This is a genomic window from Salinivibrio sp. AR647, assembly GCF_001995415.1.
In the GTDB taxonomy this organism is placed as follows: Bacteria; Pseudomonadota; Gammaproteobacteria; order Enterobacterales; family Vibrionaceae; genus Salinivibrio; species Salinivibrio costicola.
Genome location: NZ_MUFE01000006.1, coordinates 72,462 through 96,875 on the forward strand (window position 1 = coordinate 72,462; position 24,414 = coordinate 96,875).

A 24,414-nucleotide genomic window follows, 5' to 3' on the forward strand; every position below is an offset into this window, starting at 1 on the left:
ATGCTAGAACTTCTCGTTGGGCTAGTTGTAACCGTGGCTGTGGGTTATTTCATTGTCAAAGGTTATCGTCCTGCAAGCACTTTGCTGACCGCAGGGATTATATTACTGATCATCACAGGGATATTAGGGCACAGTGTTCTGCCGGCTAAATTAACGTCGACGGGCAATCTTTTTACTGATTCGCTGGAATATGTGAAATACATGCTGCAATACCGTGGTGGCGGCCTCGGGATGCAAATCATGTTGCTGTGTGGTTTTGCGGCCTATATGTCGCATATTGGTGCCAACAACGTGGTGGTGAAGCAGTTCTCTAAGCCGTTGTCGGTGATCAAGTCGCCTTATGTGTTGTTGGTTGCAGCCTACATTGTCGCTTGTTTGATGTCACTGGCGGTCAGCTCTGCAACTGGCTTAGGTGTGCTTTTAATGGCTACCTTATTCCCGATGATGACTGCGATGGGCATTTCTCGTCCCGCCGCGACTGCAGTGTGCGCGTCTCCTGCAGCGATTATACTTTCACCCACCTCGGGAGATGTGGTGATTGCAGCGGAAAAAGCAGGCTTACCGCTCCACGTGTTTGCGGTCGAAACCGTAWTGCCGGTCTCTATTTGTGCGATTATTGTGATGGCCGCCGCGGCGTACTTTTGGAATAAATACCTGGATAACAAAGAAAACACGCCGATGGAGCGTGTGGACGTCTCCGAGATAGAAACTCACGCGCCAGGTTATTACGCCGCCTTACCTTTTCTGCCTATCATTGGGGTGTTTTTATTTAACGGTGAAACCATTCCGGGCCTCTATCTAGATATCTACACCATTGTGGTGCTCTCTATCTTTTTAGGTGCGCTCGTCGACTTCGCCACCAAACGTTTTAATGGTCGCAAAACGTTAGAAGATCTGGATGCGTGTTATGAAGGGATGGCGGATGCCTTTAAAGGCGTGGTGATGCTGTTAGTCGCTGCAGGGGTATTTGCACAAGGCCTTATGTCAATTGGTGCGATTGACAACTTACTCGGCTTAGCAGAAAGCGCTGGGGCAGGCGGTATTGCATTGATGATGCTGCTTACTTTACTCACCGTCGCAGCCGCTGTTGCCACTGGCTCTGGAAATGCACCTTTCTATGCGTTTGTTGAATTAGCACCGTCTTTGGCAGCGAAAATGGGCCTCAATCCGGCATTTTTGATTATCCCTATGCTGCAAGCCTCTAACTTAGGCCGAACCATATCGCCGGTGTCTGGAGTGATTGTGGCGACATCTGGGATGGCAAAACTCAGCCCGTTTGAGGTGGTTAAGCGCACCTCGGTGCCGGTCCTCTGCGGGTTAATTACCGTGATTATTGGCACCCTTGTATTGGTGCCGATGATGGCGTAACGTCGCAAGGCATGAAACGCTCGCGTGCAAGTGCTCGCGGGCGTTTTTAATCGTATCACGCCATAGACCAATACAGTTTTGGAAGAAAGCAACATGACTGCCCCGACCAAAATCACCTTTTTCTCCACCTTAACGCCCATGGTGGCCGCCGGTGTTAAAACCATCACCATTCGCGATGAATCTGAAAGTCACTATCAACCCGGTTCGCGCGTCGCGGTACATCAGCTAGAAACTGATCATTATGTATGTGACATTGTGATCGACAGCGTTGCTCCGCTAGCGTTCGAGGACATTAATGCCCGTCATGCTGAACAAGAGGGGATGTCACTTACCGAGCTGAAGGCGCTGATTTTGCAAATCTACCCAGCGCGTCCCCCGTTGTTTGTGATTGATTTCCACCTTGCTTAAACACCCGCTATTTTACTGAGCGGCTCGCCTATAAAAAAACGCCCGATAATACGGGCGTTTGACTACTATGAGTGGTTGATTAAACAATTTTGGGTTGGCCGTCTGATGCTGTTGCACCACCGTCTACGGGCAAATTGACACCAGAGATAAACGACGCATCGTCACTGACTAGAAATGCCACGGCAGAGGCAACTTCCTCTGGTTCTGCTGGGCGTCCCAGAGCGATACGCTCATTAAACTTTTCTCGAACTGAGTCAGGCCAGCCATTGGTCATGTTGGTTTTAACCAAGCTTGGACAGACCGCATTGACACGTACTCCTTGTAAACCGTGGTCCAGTGCCATGGCACGCGTTAGATTCGCGACAGCGCCTTTTGCAGCACAGTAAAAAGCAGCGCCCCAATCACCGCCTAAACCCGATACGGAGGCCGTGTTTACCATAGAGCCTTTTGTTTTAATCAATTCAGGCATTGCATATTTTGCGCAAAAGACTACGCCATCAATATCAACACCAGACACTTTTTCCCAATCGGCTAGAGTGCCGTCAATAACAGAGCCAGGAGTATGCACGCCTGCGTTATTTATCAGTATATCAAGTTGCCCGAAGTGGTTAACAACGTCTTGTATCATTGCTTCTACTGCTTTTGGATCTGACACATCGACAGAGAGTTTCAAGACGCGATCAGCATCGTATTTTGCTGCTGTGTCATCTAGAGCTGTCTTGTTCCAGTCTGCAATCGCAACCTTTGCACCTTCTTGATAGAGGCGGTCGGTAATCGCTGCACCAATACCGTTGGCTGCGCCAGTAATTAACGCCACTTTTTGGTTAATACCTTTCATTGTGTTCTCCGTTTTTGTCTATTGAATTAAGCAAATACCGGATCCATGCTGCCGGCTTCTCGGGGGGCCATCAGCTTAAAGTTGTCGCTGTAGTCCACGGGAATGGCGATAACAGCTGGGCCTTGGGTATCTATGGCTTGTTTAAGTTGGGTGACTAAATCTTCTTGTCGTGTGACCGCATAGCCCTTGGCGCCAAAGGATTCGGCATAGGCTTTAAAATCAATCGGACCAAATTTCACCCCTGAATAACGCTGGTACTTTTTAACTGCCTGCATTTCCACCATGTTATAGGCGTTATCGACCCAGATGATGTGCAGCAAGTTACACTTGAGACGCACTGCCGTTTCTAGCTCCATACTTGATTGCATAAATCCACCGTCTCCGGACACGGACACCACTTTACGGTCGGGGTTGAGTAAGCTCGCGCCAATTCCCCACGGCAAGGCGACGCCCATGGTTTGTTGACCGTTTGAGACCAATAATTGCCGAGAGCGGAAGCAATTAAGATAGCGCGCAATCCAAATATGGAAGCTGCCCATGTCTAAGCACAAGGTGGTGTCTGGCGTGATCACATCCTGCATGGCTTTAATCAAATGCAGTGGATGCATGGCAAAATCTTGGTGTGAACGACTGTATGCTCGAATAGCTTGGCGCTGGTGGGCCACTTCTTCAAGTAAATCAACTGTTGATGCGGGCATCAGCCATTGATGGTCGAGTTGTTCGGTGAGCGCATTAAGAGTGGGCTCAATCTGGCCAACGAGCTCCACGCTAGGGCGGTAATAGTGCTCAATTTCTGCTGGTGCCACATCGATATGGATAATATCGGTGTGTTGCGTGTTCCAAAGCTCTGGATCATATTCAATTGGGCCAAAACCAATAGTGACGATCAGATCAGCGTTCGCTAACAAGAGATCACCGGGTTGATTATTAAATAAGCCGACCCGACCCGCAAAGCGCTGATAGTAGGTGATGTCGACGGTACCAGCGGCTTGGTAGGTCCCGATGACGGGAAGCTGGGTACGATTGAGTAGGGCGCGAATGGCTGCGGCATTTTCAGGACGGCTGGCTTGTAACCCCAGTAAGAATACCGGATTATGCGCCGCTTTGATTTTGTTGGCCGCTTCGCGGATAGCGCGCGTATCAGCCATCCCTAATGGTGCCGGGAATGAAGGCGCGAGCACGCCACTGTCGACCGGTTGGTTAAGAATATCCATAGGTAAACTGACAAACGCGGCACCCGGGCGACCGCTTTCCGCTGCACGAAAAGCGTTGGCAAGGATTTCAGAGGTCGCTGAACCGGCTTGGACTTCGGCACTGTATTTGGTAACCGAATTGAAAATGCTGACGGTATCTAGGCTTTGGTGGGTTTGTTTTTGTTGATCGGCACGTTTCACCGCCCCACCTAAAGCAACCACAGGATCGCCTTCAGAATTAGCAGTCGCCAGTCCAGTCACCAGGTTCGTGCAGCCCGGGCCGGACGTTGCCATGGTGACGCCCGCTTTACCGGTTAAGCGGCCAATAACACCGGCCATAAAGGCGCCATTCGCCTCATGGCGGACCGGGATCATTTTGATATTGGTATCTTCAATCGCATCAAAGAGGCGATCAATTTTTGCGCCAGGTATACCAAAAATATACTCGACGCCTTGGCGTTCTAAGTGGGTTGCGACCAGTTGTGCGCCTGTGTCCCAATGCGTTGTTGTTGTCATGTTGGGCTCCTCGTGAGGTTAGCTCCCTATGGGAGGTGATATTATTTTTCTGCTTGTTCGATAGCGGCGTGAATATTGTCTGGTGTTAAGTTCGCGCCCAAAAATTCCGCATTGGTGGGGAGGTCAATCACCAACTTGGAGACGCGGCCGATTTGCAAGGTGCCGCATGCCAACTCGTAGTCTTGGACATGGCCGCCGCCTGCGCGAGTGTCAGTGATAAAGTGCTCGTGATAGCCTGCGACATTGATGCCCTGGGTATATTGCGGGCTACGGAAACCAGCAATCACGCCATTCACATGATCAAAACGAAATTCTGGTTGGGCATCGATGGCCTCGAGCATGGGCTTGTATGGCGGTGTTTGCTTGGGCACGGTGCGCGTACGCACATGCTCGAAGGCACCATCAATTCGAACGGCACAGAATAGATTGTCACTTGGTACCAGTGTGTCGATTACGTCGTGCAGCTCTTGGCGCGACATGGGATGATCAAACCGTTGTGTAATGTCTGGTTTGAAAAAGGTCATAACGGCGAATGGTGTTTTTTGCTCAGGATCCGCGCGCCTTGCCGAACCATCGCCGCGTAGTTGAAAAATCGTCTGATCAAAGGCGATGAGTTCACCGTCCAATTGGTTAAAGGTCCCTAGGCCAAAGTCGCCATGCTCGAGCAGGTCGGCCATGGTGGTCTCGCCCTCATACACGCCATCAATCAAGGCACTCATCAATGAGGTTTGATAAATCTCACCTTCTCCTGTTTGTTGGTGATGCTTGAGATAGGCGGCGGCGACATGTTCTGCACAGTGGCAGGTTTGGGTGCTCATAAAGCGTCCTTATAAACCGAAGTCAGTTAGGTTAAAACCGAATCTTGATGATGCGAGGTTGAAGAAGGAGACACCAATACAAATAACGTTGGTTTTGATATCTAAAAGATATGGCACATGGAAAACGTGGTAAGATATTGAATCCAACAAAGTTGATAATGCGCAGCATTAAGGCATGACGATGGAGTTTAGGTATTTACGGTATTTCGTCACAGTGGCCGAGTGTCAGCACTTTACGCGCGCGGCTGAGAAACTGGGTATTGCTCAGCCGCCACTGAGCCAGCAAATTAAAAAGCTAGAACAAGAGATAGGTGTGCCCTTATTAGAGCGCCTACCGCGAGGTGTGTCGTTGACACCAGCAGGAGCGGTGCTTTATCAAGATGCGGTAAAAATTCTCAGTCAGTTAGATCAAGCCGTGCAGCGCACAAAGCAGGTTGCCCGCGGGGAACGTAATCAAATACGCCTCGGTTTTGCCAGCTCGACGGTCGTCAGCCAACAAGTGTTAGCGCTGGTGCGAGGGTTACAAGAACATCATCCCGATATTGATTTTCAGCCGGTCGAGCAGCCCATGCCATCATTAGTGGAGACACTTCGTCAACAAGAGGTGGATTTAGCTTTCTTACGTTTGCCTTGTTATGCCAGTGAACATGTGGCGCATACCGCCTTATTTGATGATCCCTTTAAACTGGTTGTCGCGGCTGACCATCCTCTCGCGACATGTCACAGCGTGACGTTGTCACAGCTCGGCAATGATCCGATCATTCTCTTCCCTCGTGATATCGGGCCTGGGCTCCATGATGCGTTATCTGATGCATTAAAAAGCGCAGGATTGACACCATCTTCTGCATCGCTTGCGCCACAACTCCATTCCGCAACCGCAATGGTATCCGCGGGTTTTGGCGTGGCCTTGGTTCCCGCTTCGCTAACCACCCAGTTGAGCGGCCACGTGTCTGTGCTGTCGCTGGTACAGATGCCTTTGAGTAGCCAAGTGGTGCTGGCTTGGCAACGCACGAATACTGCCCAAGTGGTGCGTCGCTGTATTGCAACGGCACGCGAATGGGCGAATGCTCAGTAAGCCACCCAGATCGTCATCGCGTTCAACGCTAACGTGCGGCGTGTTGTAAAAATTCGAGTTGCATACGCTCTTGCTCGGACATTTGATAGGGTGTGTCCGACAATTGGTCAATGTCAAAGACGCCCAATGAATAGGTGTCTTTCGGAGTGATACCAAATTGTGCTCGCTCGCCGGGGGAGCCTGACATACGTTCAATCACGATATTTTTTAGCTGCCACTGCTTATCGAAGCCGAGTAACGTTTGCTTAAACGCTTTTAATTCAACAGTGTGATCGCCTTCCTGAAGCCGTTTTTTGGTGGTGAGAAACGCAACGGGTTCGTCGTTTTGGGTGAACAGATTGGCGCGAAAACGATAGATTCCGCCCTTATCGACATTAAGTTGTAAAGGGATAATCATATCGGCATCACGACCAAAGACGGGTTTTACTTGCGCTAACTGGGCAATCGGCTGATATAGCCTAAAATCGGCAGTGAGCACATCGTGCCCAGAATCAAAGTCTAGGATCGCCTTGAGACGTAACTCCATCGGCCAGCTTTCGTCTGGCTCAATCTGCCATGTGTCTCCCGACACGGTCTTTGTCTCAATCACCTGGTTGGTCCTGACATCAATAATCTCTAAGACGGTTTGATTAACAGGTAAAGAGGCAACCAATGACGCTTGTATCGGATTGGGATAAAAATAGCGGTATTGACTTAATTTGAGCGCGGCTTTCTCGGTGCCATCAAGTATAGGAACGGGTGTACTGATATGCCGATTCCAGTGCAAATAAGGGCTTTGCGGCGAGGCGATGGGCATTGAATAAGGCGGATGTTGGATTTTTTCTGCATAATCCGATGCAATGTAGCTAAGCGAGTTTCGCATGCTAACCGGTACAATATCTGGCTCAGTGGGTTGGGTTTGTTGTGCGAACGTTGTGACCTCTTCGTCTGTTGTTTGGCTCAATGATGACGCACTCTGTTCGTTGGTACGCACTATCGTGTTGGTCGCCAGCGCCATAGACGCTGGTTCTGGTGTATCAAGCCACAAATAGCCGGTAATGCCGATAGCACTTATCAGAGTGACTGCCAGGATCAGTCTTGTCATTGTAACCCCTAATTAACGTGTAACGAACAAACTATCATGAGTGAGAAAATTGAAGAAATCCGACAAGCTGCTTCCTCACCATAAAAAAGCAGCTTTGCCGATTTTGTCACAGTGTGTTGTGCTTATTGCGGTAGGGCGTACACGATCTCTGACAATGTGTCACGGTCCGAATCACGGACATATCGATATTTTTTGCCAAACCAACCATCCTTATCAAAGGTTTCAACTGAGATGCGTGATTGATCGCCAAGCTTGAGCTCTGGATCGGTGGCGGTAACTTTACCTCGATGCGCTGACTTAAAGATCGTGAGGTGGCTGTATTTATTCCCCATTAGCAACGGGTAGTGCATGGGGATAAAGCGTCTCACTCCTTTATGGACATAATCTAACTTGCCATCGAACTCAATCGCGGTCGAACAGCTATCAAATGCATCGACATCGGCAGCGCCACATGCAGAATGCGCGGCAACCACACCGTCATCACTGCCTGGAATAAAGGGAGATGTCGCCCCCAAGAAGTCAGAGCCATTGCCAACAAAGCGAATACGAGGGACACGGTTGTCAGGCCAGTTCGATAATTGGCGTGCGTTGGCGACTTTTAAATCGTTCAGAACGCCAATATTGTCTTTGTTCGGTAACTGACCCATCCAAAGCGATACCGCTTTTTTCATTGTGTGATTAAGCCAACCGCCTCCCTGTGCCAAATTGACAGCAATGTCTGCCATTTCGACACCACCACCAGCACCGGCAAAATCGAAAGTCCCTACAATATTGAGCGGCTCAAGACCTGCGTTAATCAACCAATTTTCTTGGTTATCTAACAGATAGCGTGCAACCAAATCGCCGGTAGAGTGGGTGACTAAAAGGCAGCCGGACAAACAGGTTTCTTGCTCTGAAAGGGTTTTTAGCGCAGGCCAAAGGTAATCTGAGGCGATTTTTCCTTCAATACGCTCATTGGCCGGCCAATCTATACGTGCATCGGCGTACTGCAGCCAGTAATCTTGCCAATAGTTAGCGCCATCTTGCACGACTTGATCGTGATCGGGGCGGCTTTGTAGTTGATCAGGCTGAAAACCGTGAATCAGTACCACCTTATAGGGGCCGATCGCCGCGAAGGCAGAAGCGGAAAATATGGCCGCCAGCATGAGTAATGCGCGATATATATTTTTCATTGTTGTAGCCAACTTGTTTTGAGTAAACACTCAGTATTATATAGCGGATTGTACAATAAGTGCCACAATGATAATTTTCTCATTAATCAGTAATTTGACATTATTGAAAAATATTTGTCTGATTTATTTGTCTGTTTTGTATGGAAAATATACGATTTTTGGTTGTTTATTATCGTTTTTATTCATTCAATGGCTTATTCTTAATGTGGTTATTATTTTTTTATATTAATAGAGTGGATCTCACTTTTATGTAAAGTGTGATCTTGTTTCTAATTAAAACGTTTACTATCGCAATGAATTATTGAGTTTTTTATAATCAAAAGAAAAAGCCTATGATTTACTTCGATGCCGTTGCTAGGAAACTCCATCAAGACCACAAATCTACTCGACTTGGCTTCCGAGAAGCCTTGGTACTGGAATGCCTGTTGTTGCATGCGCCTGAGACCGTGTGTAAGCAAACCTTGATTTGTTATGCGTGGGGAAATGAATACATTGGTCAAACATCGTTAGCCAAATCGATCAGTGCGCTAAGACGAAGCTTAATGACGATTAGCGCAGACCCGACCTTAGTGATCACCGTGCCGAAGCAAGGCTATCGCATGGTCGCTGGCATGGTAGAAACCAAGACTGTCGGCGAGTCACTAACAACCGTAGAGCAAACTAAGGTAGCCCCCGTCACGACGAATGCGGTAACGGGTCTCTTTGCTGCTGAATCGAGGCATGATGCTGACAATAAGGCAGTATCGAGTAAACCGATACGCCAGTGTGTCATGATGGCGTTGATGTTATTTGCCTGTGTGGCGAGCAGCGTGTTTGTGGTAGGAAAAATCAATGGCTGGCGTTGGAGTGATGTGGTTCAGCGAGGCGGGCTGACACAGAAACGTGTCGGTAGCCTTTATGTTTTTTACCCTCAAGAAACACGGCTTGACTTTCCGATTGAGCAGTTTTTGAGCCACAGTCAATGTGATTGCCTTGTATATGTAGAAAACAGGCACAAGATAGCAACGATGGTTTTTGTATCAAGAAAGACCAACCGTAGTGTGTTTATCCGCTATTCGCCTTTCAATATCAAGCATGCCACTAGTAAACTTGAGCAATTTCTTGCTGAGGAATAAAAATAGAGTGTTTGCTTTATTTTTATGAGCCTTTTCGAGTGTGTTTTGCGACATCTTATTATTTAGACTCCCTCTCATAGATGTTCTTACTTAAATAATAGAGCCTTAACTCTAATATATATTTTTTTGCTATGTTTTGCGTGATTTTTAGTTCTGAATAAATATCACGTTTTACTTTATGAGAATAAATATGAATTTAACCTAAAGTAATGAACTATAAGGGGAATTTAAATCATCGTTTTTCATTTTGTTTTTATTGTTGGCTGTGGAAAAGTCAAAAAGGTCAGCTTTCGAATAGCTGGCAGACTCTAATAACACCTAACAAAAGGAAGACGTCAAATGGCGACAATCTCACGTACAACAACCTTGACTCTCTCCACCATCGCAGTGCTCGTCAGTGCGGGAGTTGCACAGGCGAGAGTCTATCCTGACCAAATTGTGCTTGATACCTTAGGCGATGACCAATGCCGGGCCAACTATCGGCCCTTAACGGCAGACGAGGCGAGTACCCACCGCCACTTTTTGAACGATCGCATGGGGAAATGGCAAATCGCTGGGCTCGAAGGCGATTGGGCGATCATGGGTAGCGGCTATAACGGTGAAATCAAACACTACGGTCAAACGAAAGATACATGGTGTTATCCCATCAATGATAAGGGCGATATTCCGGATTACGCCGCTCAAAGCGTACCAGAAGGGACTGAGCTCGATGTCCAATATTCACTGGTCAATAATCGCAGTGAATTTGTCAAACCGCTGAGCTATCTCGCGCATTACCTGGGTTACGCATGGGTAGGTGGTAATCACAGTGATTACGTCGGTGAAGATATGAACGTTTGGCGTTCCGGTGATCAATGGTTGATTCGGGGCAATAATGATGGCGGGTGTGATGGCTACCGCTGTGGTGATAAAACCACCATCAAAGTGGATAACTTTGCTTATACCTTAAATGACAGTGATTTCTGGCATGGTGATGTGGTTGAGTCCGATAAACAGTTAGTCAAAACGATTTCTGCTGTCGCCCGCAACAACCTCGACGAGCCTCAACAAGTGGTCGTTGATCTCAAAGTCGATGWGGCCACTAATTGGTCGAAAACCAACACTTATGGATTTGCGCAAACAGTACAAACAGAAAACGAATTTAAGTGGCCATTGGTAGGCAAAACAAAGCTCTCTATCTCATTTGAGGCGAATCAAAGCTTTGCTAACAGTAATGGTGGCTCGAGCAGTGAGCAGGTGACGTTACAAGCGCGTCCATTTGTTCCGGCGAACTCCGAGATCCCTATTCGCGTCGAGCTTTATCGGTCGAGCATTTCTTACCCGTACCGCTTTGGCGCCAATATTAGTTATGACGTGACTTTTGACGGCTTCTTGGGTTGGAGCGGAAACGCGTGGTACTCGCACCCTGAAGATCGTCCTACTTTACGACATATATTTACGATGGGACGTAGCAGCAAGCCTGAGCACGATATTGCTTATCAGTGGCATCACCGCTACATTCCTGGCGAAGTGAAATGGTGGGACTGGAGCTGGGCGGTTGAAAAATATGGCCTAGAAAGTATGCAGTGGGCAACAGGAAAGAGCTTACGTCCTTTCTATTCCTACGTGTCGGGTGATTTTTATGCGGAATCCCAGTATGCAGGGACCATTGAGCTTGGCCATGCAAAGCCGATTGGCCAAACGGCTTCCTCTCGCGTCAAGCGATCTATTTCGCCAATGACCACGACGGGCGAAGCGAATGGGGTAGAATTGATTTCTAACTTTGACTCCGATGAACTTGCGAGCCTCGGTTTCGACAATGCCGAATTGACCATCAAACCTGTGAAGTAAGCAGGAAGACCAAGCTGTCAGTAAAGAGGTCGCTCCCAAAGGTGCGGCCTTAATTGATTAGCCAGATTCATTTTTCTATCTATTGCCATTAAGTGCCTTTAGGAAACGTGCAGGGGTGCCGCCGTAAAGACTGTCAGGTGGCACGTCGTGTTTAACCACCGCATTGGCGGCGATGACGCTGCGTGCCCCGATAGTGACTCCTTGACAGATCACCACATTACCGCCAATCCACACATCGTCTTCTACCACAATGGGTTGGCACCATGTCTCCCATGCGCGGCGGCTTTGATAGTCGAGGGAGTGGGTAGGGGTGTAGAACTGCGTATTGGGGCCAATCAGCACATGGTTGCCAATCGTGATCGGTGCACCATCCAGCATAGTGACATTCATGTTGATTAAGGTGTTGCTGCCAACCTCAATGGTCTCGCCAAACTCACAATGGAACGGAGGTTGAATGACCGAACCTTCGCCGATGGTACGTAATAACGTGGTAAGCAGTTGCTTTCTTGTCGTCGTATCTAGGCTTTGATTGAATGCTAATAAGGTTCGTGTGGCATGGTCTCGCCTGATATCAATGGATCCATCGCTGTCATCAAACACAAGTCCTTGGCACATCTTTTCCCATTCGGTCATTATTTATCTCCTTATCAACCCCAAAACGACGGATGTTGCAGTTCTAGGTGACTTAAAAAAGCGCCACCTAGGGTAGCGCTTGATAATATTGACGTTGCTTAGTTGCTATTGAAAGTAAACACGAACATCGGTTTGGCTCCGGCTGCCGTCGCCAGCGAGTAGCAAGTAAAAATGTTGCTGGTTGCGTAAGTCAACCTCAATGTATTGATTGCTGCCGGGTCTTTCAGAGGCTGCCTGATTTTGCGCTTGCGTTGGCCAATACTCTTCAGCCGCAAACACGTTCAAATCACCTGCATCACCGTCTGCCATGACCCACACTTGCGCTTTGGTCGCACCTTCAGGCACATCGGCATACAGGTAACGGCGTTGATAGACGCTGATGCTATTGGGACTTGCGACGTTAAGCTGAGCCGGGCGCAAGTCATCGGTGCCAGCCGGTGTTTCAGGCTGTGGCTCTGGCGTTGGCTCGGGATCGACTTGGCCTTCCGCATTTACCGCGACAGTGACATCGGTAAAGTCTCCGCGTCCGGTGACACTTAAGGTATACCGGCCTGGCTCCACATCGTTCAGGGTCACGGTTTCATTACTGGTTTGGTTCCACTCGGTGGTGTCAAAGTCATAATAGTGCGCCTGGCGGTCTTTAGCGACGTAGAGATCAGCATTGCCTTGGCCCGCGATGCTAAAGGTAAGCGCAGTGGCGGCACGGTTCAGGTCGATCTGATAGAGATGTTCACTGTATGCCTGCCCGCTAATGGTGACGGTTTGTCCCAGGGACAGGGTTGTAACGTCTGGGTGCTCAGGCTCAGGCTCAGGATCTGGACGAGGAGGCTCGCCGCCATCTGAACTATCCAGCGTCGTCAGCCATTGCGAAAATGCGGGGCCATATTGTTCACCATACTCTTTGGCTAAGCTTGCCCATTGTTCAAATTGTCCAGTTCGTCCGGCTGCGAGCAACGCATCTACCGCTTCTGGGTGCTTTTCAAACAAGAAGCGTACGGCCAAATACCCCCAACGATACACACGATTAACATCATGTTGGTAGGTGGTAGCAAACACGTCACTGAGTGAATAACCGCCTTCTTTGCCCAAGTGAATTGCTTCGGCATAGTCATCGCCATGAGCCATGTATTCAGCAAAGCCTTCCAGCCACCACACGGTATGACCATGACGCAGCACGTCGTTGAAGTCGCCGTACATGTTAAAACGGCCATCAAGATAATGAACGTACTCGTGTTCGAGGTTCCAAATGGAGAGCGATTTCCCCTCGTCATTGCGGTAGGCAATAAAGCGAGCTTGGTTGTCAGGGCTTGCTGGGTCGCCCTCTAAGTACTGGCCGCCGTTATCGGTCGAGTTACCAAACAAGAACGATGAATAGGTTTTGTAGTCCGACGGGTTATCAAATACCACCACTTCAACACTGTCGTTTAGATCATCAGCCACCGCTTGATAACCGGAGCGAACGGTTTGATGAAATGCGTTTTCTTTTTGATGCAGGCTTTCACAGGCTTGTTGAGACTGCGCTTGTGTCATGCTTTGTGAGCGGATCACGGCAGGACCATCACATTGATAACGATAGGGAACGATTTTGGTGGCTAACGTCGATTTGGCATCGATGAGGCCTAACTCCTTCATTTTATCTGGGGCAAACGCATCGACCATTTCAACCAGTCCGACCCAAACGGCATCGTTGGCGCCACCCAGAGGAAAACGAGGCAGAAGATCACGGTAGTGGGTCAGAACCCGTGCACGGATACTTGGCTGAGGTGCCATGAGTAATCGGCCCATCTCGCGGACCGTATTCGACACCAATAAAGCACCGTTTTCAGTTTGTGATAACTGAGGATTATCAATGACAAACTGGTAGAGACGATCGATCAAAGACAAGTCAGCTGCAAGCACATCGTAGAAGGCTTGACGCGATTGATGACCTGCCATGGCGACAAATAGATTGTTCAGCGCGTTGACATAGCCACGCTCTTGTAAGCGCGCTTGATTCAGGTTTTCCAGCAGTCGCAGTTGTAGGTTAAAGGTTTGTGGTAATTGCTTAATGCTATCGGCCATCAACGTCAGGCCATGTAATGCATCGGTTTGCGCACGGCCATCTTCGGTTGCAAAAGGGGATTGTAGAAACTGGACGATGGTATGCGCCAATGCTTCGTCAAGCTTATCAGAATAATCAGCTTGGTCTGTGTCACCATAAAAGCGGACGTAATAAGCTGCGCGAATATATTCAGTGAGGTTGGCGATTTGGCGTGCTTGCGTTGCTTGACCTTGATATTGCGTGACGGTTTGCTCTAGTCGCTGAGCGACTTTGCGGACAAAGGCTTCTTGGTAAACGGAATCATAACGGCTTGATTGGGTATCGTACCAGCTTGTAAAGCAGCTGCGATCTGCATTCGCAATCACTTGGATAGGGCTAGCACTGGCTGCTAAATCGGCGACCTCGCATGACTCGCTTGCCCATGCACTGGTGCTACTTAGCGCGGCAAGCGCGATAAGTGCCGAAAGAGGCTTGGGACGGGAAGGAAATTCATAAGACATTTCAAGCTCCTAGTTTAATTTGGGCGGAGCTTTTATAACGATTTTCTCGATATTTTTGGCGAATTAAGCCCAAATATTAGGGCTTAGTTCCACTTTGTTTGTCTTATCAGCTACTTATTCATCATTACGTTTCTTTTTCACGCAGGTGCAACTTGGCAATACGTTTGGTCACGGTATAGACGCGCTTGAGCGATTCGGTCCACTCCATTTCAATACTAAACAGTTGAAGACGATTGGGGTTATGCTCGACCAAACGCTCTGCTTGATGAGCCAGTACTTTATCCAATAGCGCGTTAAGGGTACGTTTGGTGTTTAGTACCCGCTTAGCCCGTTGCGTATCCCCACGTCGAATCGCATTCACGCTATCAAGTAACGCATGCGTCACCTTATCTTGGATTTCATCAAGCGTCGATTGCATTTCAGGGCTGATGCTAATCTCCGCATGAAGTGATTTATCCATGATGGGAACTAAGGTGTCTTCAATCAGATCCGCAATGCTTTCGAGTTGGTCGGTCACACTGATCAGCATGATTTGACGATCACTTTGTACCTGTGAAAGTGGCTCTTTACGCAGTCGTCCTAAGTAAAACAAAATATGCCCGTGTAGAATATCTACTTGTTGTTCTAGAGTCTCTATTTTCCCCAGCGCCTCCACGGCAGCGCTTTGTTCTTGCTGCGTGGCCAGTTTTGAGGTTAGAGGCGGTAGGGCATTCATCATGTTACAAACTCTACGCCCAATGCGACCTATCTCAAGCTGCGCCTGGTCCATAGCAATGTCTGGCGTCATCAATAGTTCTTTCGACAAGTATTTCGGTGCGACAATCGGCCGTTCGCTGATCGTTGGTTTAGGCGTTTTTGGTATGATTTTTTTTGCGAGCCAAACAAATCCTCCCACGAATGGCAGCATAATAAGCGTATTCACGACGTTAAATAACGTATTCGCATTCGCGATTTGACGCGGGAGCTCAGCTCCTAATCGTTCAACGCCGGTTAAATCAGGGTGAATCGGCGAAAGCGCGACACTCCAATCACTGAGCGTGCTGATCATTGGCAACCAAATGAATACGCCAATAATGTTAAAGAGAATATGAACACTGGCGGTTTGCTTGGCTTCGCGAGATTTGCCGATGGCGGCCAATAATGCGGTGACGCACGTCCCGACGTTAGCCCCCATGGCAAGTGCGATCCCACTTTCCAACGAAATAAAGCCTTGTCCCGCTAATACGATCACAATCCCGGTGGTGGCCGACGAGGATTGTACTAATGCAGTAAACAAGGCTGCAAGCAAGATAGCGAGGAAGGGGTTTCGCATTTGGGCCATGGCATCAATAAATGGCTGATAGCCGCGCAGGGGTGACATCGCCTCACTCATCATATTCATGCCCGTAAAGATAAGACCTAAGCCAAACAGCATCTTGCCGTATTGCTTGGTTTTATCGGCCTTGGCGGTAAATTGAATAAAAAAGCCAATAGCGACCATCAGATACGCGGCTTGGGTGATTTTAAAGGCCACAATCTGGGCCGTTACCGTGGTGCCAATATTGGCCCCCATGATCACGCCTGTTGCTTGTGTCAGCGACATCAAACCTGCAGAAATAAAGCCAATTAATAGCACTGTGGTGACAGAGGAAGACTGGATGGTTGCGGTCACACCGGCTCCTGTGAATACACCAGCCACCCGGTTAGTCGTTAGTCGCGCTAACAAGGATTTGAGCCGACTCCCTGCGGCATTTTTAAGCGCATTGGACATCTTATCCATGCCGTATAAAAACAGAGCAAGACCTCCGAGCAGCCCCATGAGCATGGTCGGGTAATGAATCGACGATGTGTTGGCCTCAGCGGCCCAGACAGCGGTAGGGATGAGGAGAAGGAGCAGCGCGAGGTGATGCCAGCGTCCGATTGTGGGAAATACCTTTTTTTGCATCCAATCCATCCATAACTTAATTGTTACCAATAATCATTAACATAGATGTAATAAATCAGTAATGCGAGAGATAGGTACCATTATCGGCGAGAATCGCGCGGGGATCACAATACGTCATCGCTTCACTGGCAAGGGATAGGGCGCATGATCAGTAACAGACAAATGAAGCGGCTGGCATGATGCCAGCCGCCATGGAAACTAGCCTTGGCAACGACCTTGGTAGCGCCAAACCCATTGGTTGGACATAGGATCAATGCCCCAATTGTTTTGTGAGGCTTGGAAAAAGTGTCCTTGATACTGAACCTGTACGCCGGCCGAGTAATAATTGTATTGACTCCAGCTAGGCATATTGGCGCAGCGATTTTTTTCTACACCGCGGTCATCAACCCGGGCTAAGACATTCGTGGTGTAGTTACCATTACTGGTTACCGTGACATAAATGTCTTGGCCTTGAACTTGGCTAAAGCCACAATACTCATCGTTGCCCGAATTGGTTGAACGACAGTCATGATCATTCGCGCTTGCCGGGCGACCGACAGCGGCATATAAATCGACATCGCCTTGGCCGCGATAGGGTTGTAGCCAAACCGTACCGCGTGGTGCGGATTGAACCACAAACTGCTGTGTGCTTCCCGCTGTACCTTGAATTTGCACGGGCTGCTCTAAGGTGAGCGGTCTTAGCTGCGGCTCGGGTTGTGGTTCAGGCTCTGGTGTCGGTGTGCCACCGCCACCTTGGCAGTTTTGCATCTCGATACCGACTTCTGCAAAGGCCTGACTCACTGCCCCCGCAGGGTAGTTAAGGTCTTTAGCTGCTTCGCAAACCCCATTCGCGCCTTGTTGGAAGCTCGCGTTAGGACGCCAGTAAAGTTGGTTAGCAGTTGCAAATGCGCGGAAGGCCTTTTTGATATTCCACTGTTCGCTGGTGGCCAAATGATAAAAGGCTTTGTTATAAATCCCCGAGCTTAAGTGGACATCAATGCCTTGATAGTAACGATCAACGTGACCAATAGAGCGACCGTCTTTACTGGGGTTAATGAAATAACGCATGGCTTCGCTATGCTTCATCACATCTTCACCCATTTTCCAGTTAAAGTCGCCGAATACATACTGGCCTAGCGCTGCGGCAGCGATATCTGAAAAGGCTTCATTCATGCCACCAGACATTCCGCGATACTCTAAGCCAGAGTTTTGCTCGGTAAAACCATGACTGACTTCGTGTGCAATCACATCCCAAGTGGTAAGCGGGTACATGCTGCGATTTCCGTCACCAAATGTCATCTGGCGACCATCCCAAAACGCATTACCGTAGCCTTGACCATAGTGAACACGCATTGTGAGCTGCTGGCGAATAGGGCGAACACCTAACCAATCTTGATACATGTTGAAAACTTGCTGACCAAAGTACTGCGCATCATTCATCGGGGCATAGGCGCCGTTGACTTGGCGATAGGTATTTTGAGGGCAATTAAATTGATGAACTTGTCCGCCCCATTCACGGTTGTTCATATTAATGGTTTTCACGTCGGGGCTGTCCATTTGGCAGCGACTATTCACCTGGAATCCACCGAGCTGCGTGTTCGGACCAAAGTTAAACCGACCACTTTTTTGGTTCCCTCCTGGGCCACTCGCTTCTAGGTGAGCGATGCCTTCCCAGCTATCTAAAACAGTGCCGGATTTCGCATCGATAATTTTAATCGGGCGTGACGGATGGCCATTATCGCTGGCTAAATAGTCGACTTTATACACCAGGCGCGCAGTTTGCTGCTCATCAAGCCAAATCAACAACTGTGTGTTCGCATCTGGTTGCTTAAATTGCCGCGCATTTGGGGTAGATTCGCCCTGTGCAATGGCAATAGCCTGTTGCTGATTCAACATCGGCAGCGTGCTGCCAATATCAGACTCAATACCGGTGACGACCTCGCCTTTTACATCCGGCGCAAAATTGCGCGCCGATGTGTTCTCAACCACCGAGTAACCATAAACAGGAATACCGTAATGAAGTTGTTGTTTGCGAACCAGAGATTGGCCACCAATGTTAAGGCGAGATTGCTCTTGGTAACTTAATGGAGAGCCATTCACCATGGCACTGCGAGATTGCTCAGGTGCGAGTGCTTCGCTCAAATCAATACTGGTCGCATCGACAATATTGGCGGCATAAGCGGGCAACGCAAGTGGAATAAATAAGGCAAGTAACGTTTTACGCATAATATCCTCGTTAGATAGGAAAGATCCTGGTTACTATCCACAGCCATTGCTAGAGTAAAATGTGATTGGAGTCATAGTGTCGATCCGGTTCAAAATCTGTCTAGAAAAATGGTACATGGCTTCCATTTTTCTGTTGTTTTTGCAGCGACGCTGGATAACGTAATGAAAACAAAGGAGTGATGCTGTGTATCGCCGAGGATGGCTGGCTTTGATATTGATAGGATGTTTATGGACCGTTCCGGCCGAGGCGAGTGATCAGGCGTGGCAATCGCCTGGTTATATCCTTGACGCTTTTTACCGAATAGCAATGAAAAGCGAATATATTGAAGGGGAGCAGGGCATCCGAAAGTGGCAAGCGCCGATTCGGTATCATATTGCCCATCCAATCAATAACAGTGAGCTACATGATAATTTAGTGGCGTACCATCTTAGTCATTTGCAATCAATCACTGGGGTAGCCTTTACCCCAACCGAAAGGCCTGAACGCGCCAATCTATCGATCGTATTTACTAATCATGCCCGTTTTTTAGACGATGCACGCAAACAGTTTGCGACGGACGATGTCTCGCCATTAGAGAACGCGATATGTGCTGCCAACATTAAAGTGGATAGACACGGGGTAATTCAGTATGCGGCGGTGGTGATCCCCGTCGATCTCGCCCGATCAAAAGGTAAGCTGGTGGCGTGCGTGGTGGAAGAGTTGACGCAAGTCATGGGGTTACCCAATGACGATAACCGAGTCTATCCGTCTATTTTTAACGATCAGAGCTCGCAGCAGTTACTGACTGGACTCGATAGCCTACTGTTGCAGCTGTTATATCTCGATGCCGTAAAACCAGGGCAAAACTGGGAAACCACCCAGGCAATTATTCGGCCCGTGATCACAAAGTGGGCGCAAGATGGCACCATTAATAACGCCCATCGAGCAGTAAAAACCGGAAAACTCTATCCGTTACTCGGATGGTAGCCTGGCCGAAGATGCCAACGTGTTGATGATTGGTCTGCCCGATAACAAAAATTGTTGAAAGTGATTTAGACATTTCGCCAACTTAGACGACACTTAAAGGGTGGACTAATAATGTCATAACGATTTGGGGAGGCGACATGGAGTCGATTACAGTCAAAGATTATATGAACAAACGACCGGTTACATTCTCGCAGGACATGCCGTTGTCTAGTGCGCTCGAAAAGTTACTTCGTAGCCAGCAAACGGGAGGACCAGTCATTGATGCTAATAAGCGTTTGGTGGGCTTTATATCCGAGCAAGATATGTTGCAGCAGTTGTTACGAGACAGCTACCACTGTCAAGACTCACACACCGTCTCAGATTGCATGACGCCCAACGCGTTAGCGGTGGAATCAGAAGACAGTATCATTAAACTGGCCGAAATGATGGCACCGACCAAACCTAAACTGTATCCGGTCGTCGATGAAGGTAAATTAGTTGGGATCATCACGCGTCGTGACATCCTGCGCGCCATTGGGATGCAGATGGGCGAATGTTTAACCCACCCTGTGTGACCACAGTACGATACGCACGCACCCTACTGAGCCGTCAGTAGGGTGGTTGGATTGAGCACCCTCTCTCGTTTTTCGTCTATTTTTTAATCAGCATACTCTGCTGTTATCCTGCCTTTTAATATTGATATTTCAATAACTAAAGCGATGATCGTGATAGATCGTGCGATTTTTGATGCCAGATTTAAGGTTTTCTGCTATTGTGCTGCCCATTGGCAAGCTGGTGGCCTGCCGTGCGGATACAGAGGTTAGCCCCTGTCATGCAGTGAATACGATAAGCAGGATGCGGGAATATCGTGGGTGTGGAGGCCAGCATTGACTTTACGACAATATCAAATGAGGTAGAAAAAAAGGTTAAATTGGACGATCAGGGAGGACGAGGTGAGAGAAACAAAGAGGTTATATGTATCAACTCAATTCAATTGGTGCACTAGAATCATTCTTGATTGCTATTGGTGTACTTTTTCTAGGCCATTTCGTTAATTCAAAAATTCCCGCATTACGTAAGTTTAATATTCCCGAACCTATTGTTGGGGGGTTAATCATTGCTTGTGTGATTTCAGTTTTACATTATAACGGTATAAACTTTAAATTTGATCTACCGTTAAAAAACACCTTTATGCTAATGTTTTTTGCCACCGTTGGCTTGGCAGCCAATTATAAACAGTTAGTCAAAGGTGGGCTAAAGGTTTTCTGGTTTTTAGCGATCGCGTCTGTCTATATTATCATTCAAAATGCGATTGGCGTTAGTTTTGCCTCGCTGCTAGGCCTTGATCCGTTAATGGGCTTAGTCGCCGGTTCAATTACGCTATCAGGTGGCCATGGTACTGGCGCAGCCTGGGCACAGATATTAACCGATGAATATGGGATTCAAAGCACGCTTGAGATCGCAATGGCCTCAGCCACACTCGGCCTCGTTATTGGCGGGATTATTGGTAGCCCTGTTGCTCAGCGTTTGATTAATAAACACCAACTCGAATCTGAGTATGGACGTGGGACAACAACGCACGAAAAATATCCTGAATTAGTCACATATAATGAAAATGAAGAAGATAAAGTCACTGCTAAAAAAGTGATTGAAGTCTTGTTTATTTTGTTATTGTGTATTACAGGTGCAAGTCATTTATCTGAATGGGTTAGTCAGTTCAACATTCAGTGGCTCATGATCCCTGACTTTGTTTATGCGTTATTCTTGGGTGTGATCATCACCAATACGTTAGAGCTGTTTAATTTACGCAAGCTTGAATCAGAAACGGTTGATATGGTGGGGACGGTCTCTCTGTCTCTATTCTTGGCGATGGCTTTAATGACGCTGAAGTTATGGAATATTCTCGACTTAGCCGTGCCCTTTCTGATTATTCTGGCGATTCAATCGGTAGTGATTGGGTTGTTTAGCTATTATGTCACCTTTAAGCTAATGGGAAGCGATTATACCAGTGCGGTCATTGCTGGTGGGCACTGTGGTTTTGGCTTGGGGGCGACACCGACGGCAGTCATGAACATGGGCTCGATCGTTAACCGCTTTGGGCCAGCGCCTCAAGCCTTTATGGTCGTTCCTATTGTCGGTGCGTTCTTTATCGACATCGTGAATCTCATTATTCTGCAAGGATATATTTTTGTGATTCAGTAACCCATTGCGGGTACGTCGCGGTAATTAAAATTAACGCCCAGCCATTCAACGGCTGGGTGTTTTTATAGTGATACATCCGTCCTTGACTCTGGAGTGGGCTCCAACCCTTATACTGTCCGTAAATGATAAACACAACGACCAACAAAGGAGTCGATTATGTGTAAACACTGCGGACACCACCATTGTCACCAACCCCATCACCAAACCGTTTCTCAGTCCACAGAGGCGGTGACAAACACATGTCAAGAAACAAGTTGCTGTTCGAGTCATCAAGATGGCGAGGGCAATGCGGGTGACGACGATCCTGACAGGCATCGCTTTTCCTCTTCTGTGACTCATGAATGGGCGGTGACGGGAATGGACTGCCCAAGCTGTGCTGCCAAACTAGAGAAGGCGATTCACGCCACACCGGGTGTTGAAAGTGCGACAGTACTGTTTGCGACTGAAAAGTTACGGGTGTCTCTCTCCCACAATGCACCCGCTGATACGCTTGCGGCGATTCAGTACGCGGCCAAAAAAGTGGGCTTTCCACTGCTGGCATTAAATCAACCCGCTATAGAGCCTTCTGGCTGGCAAAAGTGGCGCGATGATGCACTACTGTTTGGATTGATTGGCAGCATGCTCATCGCCTGGGGCCTGCATTATTGGTCTCCCTCACTATCAGACTGGTTATTTACCGGCGCCACCGTGGTCGGATTAACGCCTATCTTACTCAAAGCGGGCAGGCTGGCACGTCAGGGATCCCCGTTTTCCATTGAAACACTGATGAGTATTGCCGCACTCGGTGCCCTCTACCTAGGAGAAACGACGGAAGCGGCCATGGTGTTGGTACTGTTTCTCATTGGCGAGCGGCTGGAAGGCTATGCCTCGACGCGTGCCCGTGACGGTATTCAATCATTAATGGCGTTAGTGCCAGAAACCGTGACGCGAGTGGGCAAAAACGGTGAACGTGAAGCCGTTGCGGCGAGCACATTAACGCCCGGTGATGTGATTGAGATTAGCGCCGGTGAGCGTTTGCCGGCGGATGGCAAGTTGATGGAAATGGTGGCGAGTTTTGATCAAAGCGCCCTGACGGGAGAGTCGATTCCGGTCGATATTGAAGCAGGCGACACCGTGATGGCAGGCAGTTTAGCCACCGATAAAACGGTGACACTGACGGTGACCTCTGCCCAAGGTGAAAACGCCATTGACCGAATCCTGCATTTGATTGAGCAAGCCGAGTCAAAAAAAGCACCGATTGAACGCTTTATCGATAGATTCAGTCGTTGGTATACCCCGACGATGATTGGCGTAGCCGTGTTAGTGGTTGTCGTTCCCCCCCTCTTTTTTGCTGCCAGTTGGCAAGAGTGGTTATACCGTGGCCTAGCACTATTATTGATTGCATGCCCCTGTGCGCTAGTGATTTCCACACCAGCGGCTATCACCTCGGGCTTGGCCACGGCAGCACGTCGAGGCGCGTTAATTAAAGGGGGAGCGGCGCTAGAAAGCTTGGCAAGTATCAACGCAGTATCCTTTGATAAAACGGGCACACTGACAGAAGGTAAGCCCATGGTCACGGATGTTTGCGTGTGGCAAGGCGATGAAACCACGCTGTTGCAACTGGCGACAGCGATCGAACGCGGTAGTCATCATCCATTGGCTAAATCACTCGTGCTCTACAGCACGGAACGCGGTCTTTCTATCCCCGATGCGACAGGGCTTCAAGCCAATGCAGGCCGAGGCGTAGAAGGGACAGTCGACGGCCAGCTTGTTCGGATGGTTGCGCTCGACAAACTCTCGGACGCCACGCTCGAGCATGCGCAGTATCAACAGGCCAGTCAGATCGCGGCACGCGGAGTCACCGTTGCGGTAGTGATGGTCGATGAGCGCCCTTATGGCATGATTGGCTGGCGCGATAAATTGCGCGAGGACGCACGTGAGGCGATTGAGCAGATCCGCGCGATGGGGATCCATCCTGTGATGCTGACAGGGGATAACCCGACAGCCGCTGCTGAAATTGCCGACGAGTTAGGGGTTGATTATCGTGCTGGACTATTACCTGAAGACAAGGTTGCGGCGGTTGAAGCGTTCGCGAGTCAGTATCGGATCGCCATGATTGGCGATGGCATTAATGACGCTCCTGCAATGAAAGCCGCTCAGTTGGGGGTCGCGATGGGCAGTGGGACGGATGTTGCGCTTGAAACTGCCGAGGCAGCATTGAGCCATAATCGTTTAATTGAGCTGCCTCGCGTTCTTCAGCTCGCGCGCGCGACGCAAGCCAATGTGCGGCAAAACATCACGATTGCGCTAGGACTAAAAGGGGTGTTTTTGGTCACCAGTGTGTTAGGGATCACCGGTTTATGGGTGGCTGTACTGGCAGACAGTGGGGCGACAGCGTTGGTGACACTGAATGCATTACGCCTGTTGCGTGATTAGGACCAAAAATGAGGACACCCTATGTCTGCTTTTACCTTTATAAAGTGATGTCGATCTCTAAATCCTGAAATCTGTAAGAGATGATAGTGCAATATGTCGATTATGGTCACATAAAAAGGAGCAGATTTGGG

General features: G+C 48.7%; 18 protein-coding genes. 9 read left to right on the forward strand and 9 right to left on the reverse strand.

Annotated elements, in window-relative coordinates:
- Both dcuC and yqfB read left to right on the forward strand, forming a co-directional pair.
- Entirely contained in the window at window positions 1–1,368 is a 1,368-nt protein-coding gene (gene dcuC, locus BZG76_RS09030; protein ID WP_077461062.1) for an anaerobic C4-dicarboxylate transporter DcuC, read from the forward strand.
- 93 nt (window positions 1,369–1,461) lie between these two features.
- Window positions 1,462–1,776 (forward strand): N(4)-acetylcytidine aminohydrolase, encoded by a 315-nt coding sequence (yqfB, locus tag BZG76_RS09035; RefSeq protein ID WP_077461063.1) that lies wholly within the window; start codon window positions 1,462–1,464, stop codon window positions 1,774–1,776.
- A gap of 79 nt (window positions 1,777–1,855) precedes the next feature.
- Here the strand turns inward: yqfB and BZG76_RS09040 are convergent, their stop codons facing one another.
- From BZG76_RS09040 to budA, 3 genes are read right to left on the reverse strand one after another with little or no spacing between them, the layout of a single operon-like run.
- Window positions 1,856–2,614, reverse strand: coding sequence for an SDR family NAD(P)-dependent oxidoreductase (locus BZG76_RS09040; protein ID WP_077461064.1), 759 nt, complete (start codon window positions 2,612–2,614; stop codon window positions 1,856–1,858).
- Window positions 2,615–2,640: 26 nt separating this feature from the next.
- Window positions 2,641–4,323 carry an acetolactate synthase AlsS gene (alsS, locus tag BZG76_RS09045; RefSeq protein WP_077461065.1) on the reverse strand — a complete coding sequence of 561 codons (1,683 nt, stop codon included), beginning with the start codon at window positions 4,321–4,323 and terminating at the stop codon, window positions 2,641–2,643.
- Window positions 4,324–4,364: 41 nt separating this feature from the next.
- The gene (budA, locus tag BZG76_RS09050; protein ID WP_077461066.1) at window positions 4,365–5,141 is read right to left on the reverse strand and encodes an acetolactate decarboxylase; all 777 of its coding nucleotides are present in this window, start codon (window positions 5,139–5,141) and stop codon (window positions 4,365–4,367) included.
- Between the two features lie 181 nt (window positions 5,142–5,322).
- Between budA and BZG76_RS09055 the strand changes: the two genes are divergently transcribed.
- Window positions 5,323–6,216: a LysR family transcriptional regulator gene (locus BZG76_RS09055; RefSeq protein ID WP_077461067.1), complete on the forward strand. Its 894-nt coding sequence runs from the start codon at window positions 5,323–5,325 to the stop codon at window positions 6,214–6,216.
- A gap of 28 nt (window positions 6,217–6,244) precedes the next feature.
- Here BZG76_RS09055 and BZG76_RS09060 read toward each other — a convergent pair whose 3' ends face one another.
- A complete protein-coding gene (locus BZG76_RS09060; protein WP_077461068.1) occupies window positions 6,245–7,300 on the reverse strand; it encodes a hypothetical protein in 1,056 nt (351 codons plus the stop codon).
- 122 nt (window positions 7,301–7,422) lie between these two features.
- Window positions 7,423–8,472: a hypothetical protein gene (locus BZG76_RS09065; RefSeq protein ID WP_077461069.1), complete on the reverse strand. Its 1,050-nt coding sequence runs from the start codon at window positions 8,470–8,472 to the stop codon at window positions 7,423–7,425.
- Window positions 8,473–8,804: 332 nt separating this feature from the next.
- On the opposite strand from BZG76_RS09065, the gene BZG76_RS09070 reads away from it, so the two are divergent.
- Both BZG76_RS09070 and BZG76_RS09075 read left to right on the forward strand, forming a co-directional pair.
- On the forward strand, window positions 8,805–9,587 hold the full coding sequence (locus BZG76_RS09070) for a transcriptional regulator (RefSeq protein WP_077461070.1): 783 nt from the start codon (window positions 8,805–8,807) through the stop codon (window positions 9,585–9,587).
- Between the two features lie 339 nt (window positions 9,588–9,926).
- A complete protein-coding gene (locus tag BZG76_RS09075) occupies window positions 9,927–11,417 on the forward strand; it encodes an aerolysin family beta-barrel pore-forming toxin (RefSeq protein ID WP_077461071.1) in 1,491 nt (496 codons plus the stop codon).
- Window positions 11,418–11,492: 75 nt separating this feature from the next.
- Here BZG76_RS09075 and BZG76_RS09080 read toward each other — a convergent pair whose 3' ends face one another.
- The 4 genes from BZG76_RS09080 to BZG76_RS09095 all read right to left on the reverse strand — a co-directional run bounded on the left by BZG76_RS09080 (window position 11,493) and on the right by BZG76_RS09095 (window position 18,720).
- A complete protein-coding gene (locus tag BZG76_RS09080; protein ID WP_077461072.1) occupies window positions 11,493–12,050 on the reverse strand; it encodes a sugar O-acetyltransferase in 558 nt (185 codons plus the stop codon).
- A 105-nt stretch (window positions 12,051–12,155) separates the two neighbouring features.
- Complete coding sequence (locus BZG76_RS09085; RefSeq protein ID WP_077461073.1) at window positions 12,156–14,591, reverse strand: M9 family metallopeptidase; 2,436 nt, start codon at window positions 14,589–14,591, stop codon at window positions 12,156–12,158.
- Window positions 14,592–14,715: 124 nt separating this feature from the next.
- Window positions 14,716–16,515: a Na/Pi cotransporter family protein gene (locus BZG76_RS09090; protein WP_241824072.1), complete on the reverse strand. Its 1,800-nt coding sequence runs from the start codon at window positions 16,513–16,515 to the stop codon at window positions 14,716–14,718.
- Between the two features lie 198 nt (window positions 16,516–16,713).
- A complete protein-coding gene (locus BZG76_RS09095) occupies window positions 16,714–18,720 on the reverse strand; it encodes a M4 family metallopeptidase (RefSeq protein WP_077461074.1) in 2,007 nt (668 codons plus the stop codon).
- A gap of 184 nt (window positions 18,721–18,904) precedes the next feature.
- Here BZG76_RS09095 and BZG76_RS09100 point away from each other — a divergent pair, with 184 nt between their 5' ends.
- From BZG76_RS09100 to BZG76_RS09115, 4 genes are all read left to right on the forward strand, one after another.
- A complete protein-coding gene (locus BZG76_RS09100) occupies window positions 18,905–19,687 on the forward strand; it encodes a DUF2927 domain-containing protein (RefSeq protein WP_077461075.1) in 783 nt (260 codons plus the stop codon).
- 137 nt (window positions 19,688–19,824) lie between these two features.
- A complete protein-coding gene (locus BZG76_RS09105; RefSeq protein ID WP_025744667.1) occupies window positions 19,825–20,241 on the forward strand; it encodes a CBS domain-containing protein in 417 nt (138 codons plus the stop codon).
- A 400-nt stretch (window positions 20,242–20,641) separates the two neighbouring features.
- Complete coding sequence (gene gltS / locus BZG76_RS09110) at window positions 20,642–21,868, forward strand: sodium/glutamate symporter (RefSeq protein WP_077461076.1); 1,227 nt, start codon at window positions 20,642–20,644, stop codon at window positions 21,866–21,868.
- A gap of 156 nt (window positions 21,869–22,024) precedes the next feature.
- Complete coding sequence (locus tag BZG76_RS09115; RefSeq protein WP_077461077.1) at window positions 22,025–24,283, forward strand: zinc/cadmium/mercury/lead-transporting ATPase; 2,259 nt, start codon at window positions 22,025–22,027, stop codon at window positions 24,281–24,283.
- Window positions 24,284–24,414 lie beyond the last annotated feature (131 nt).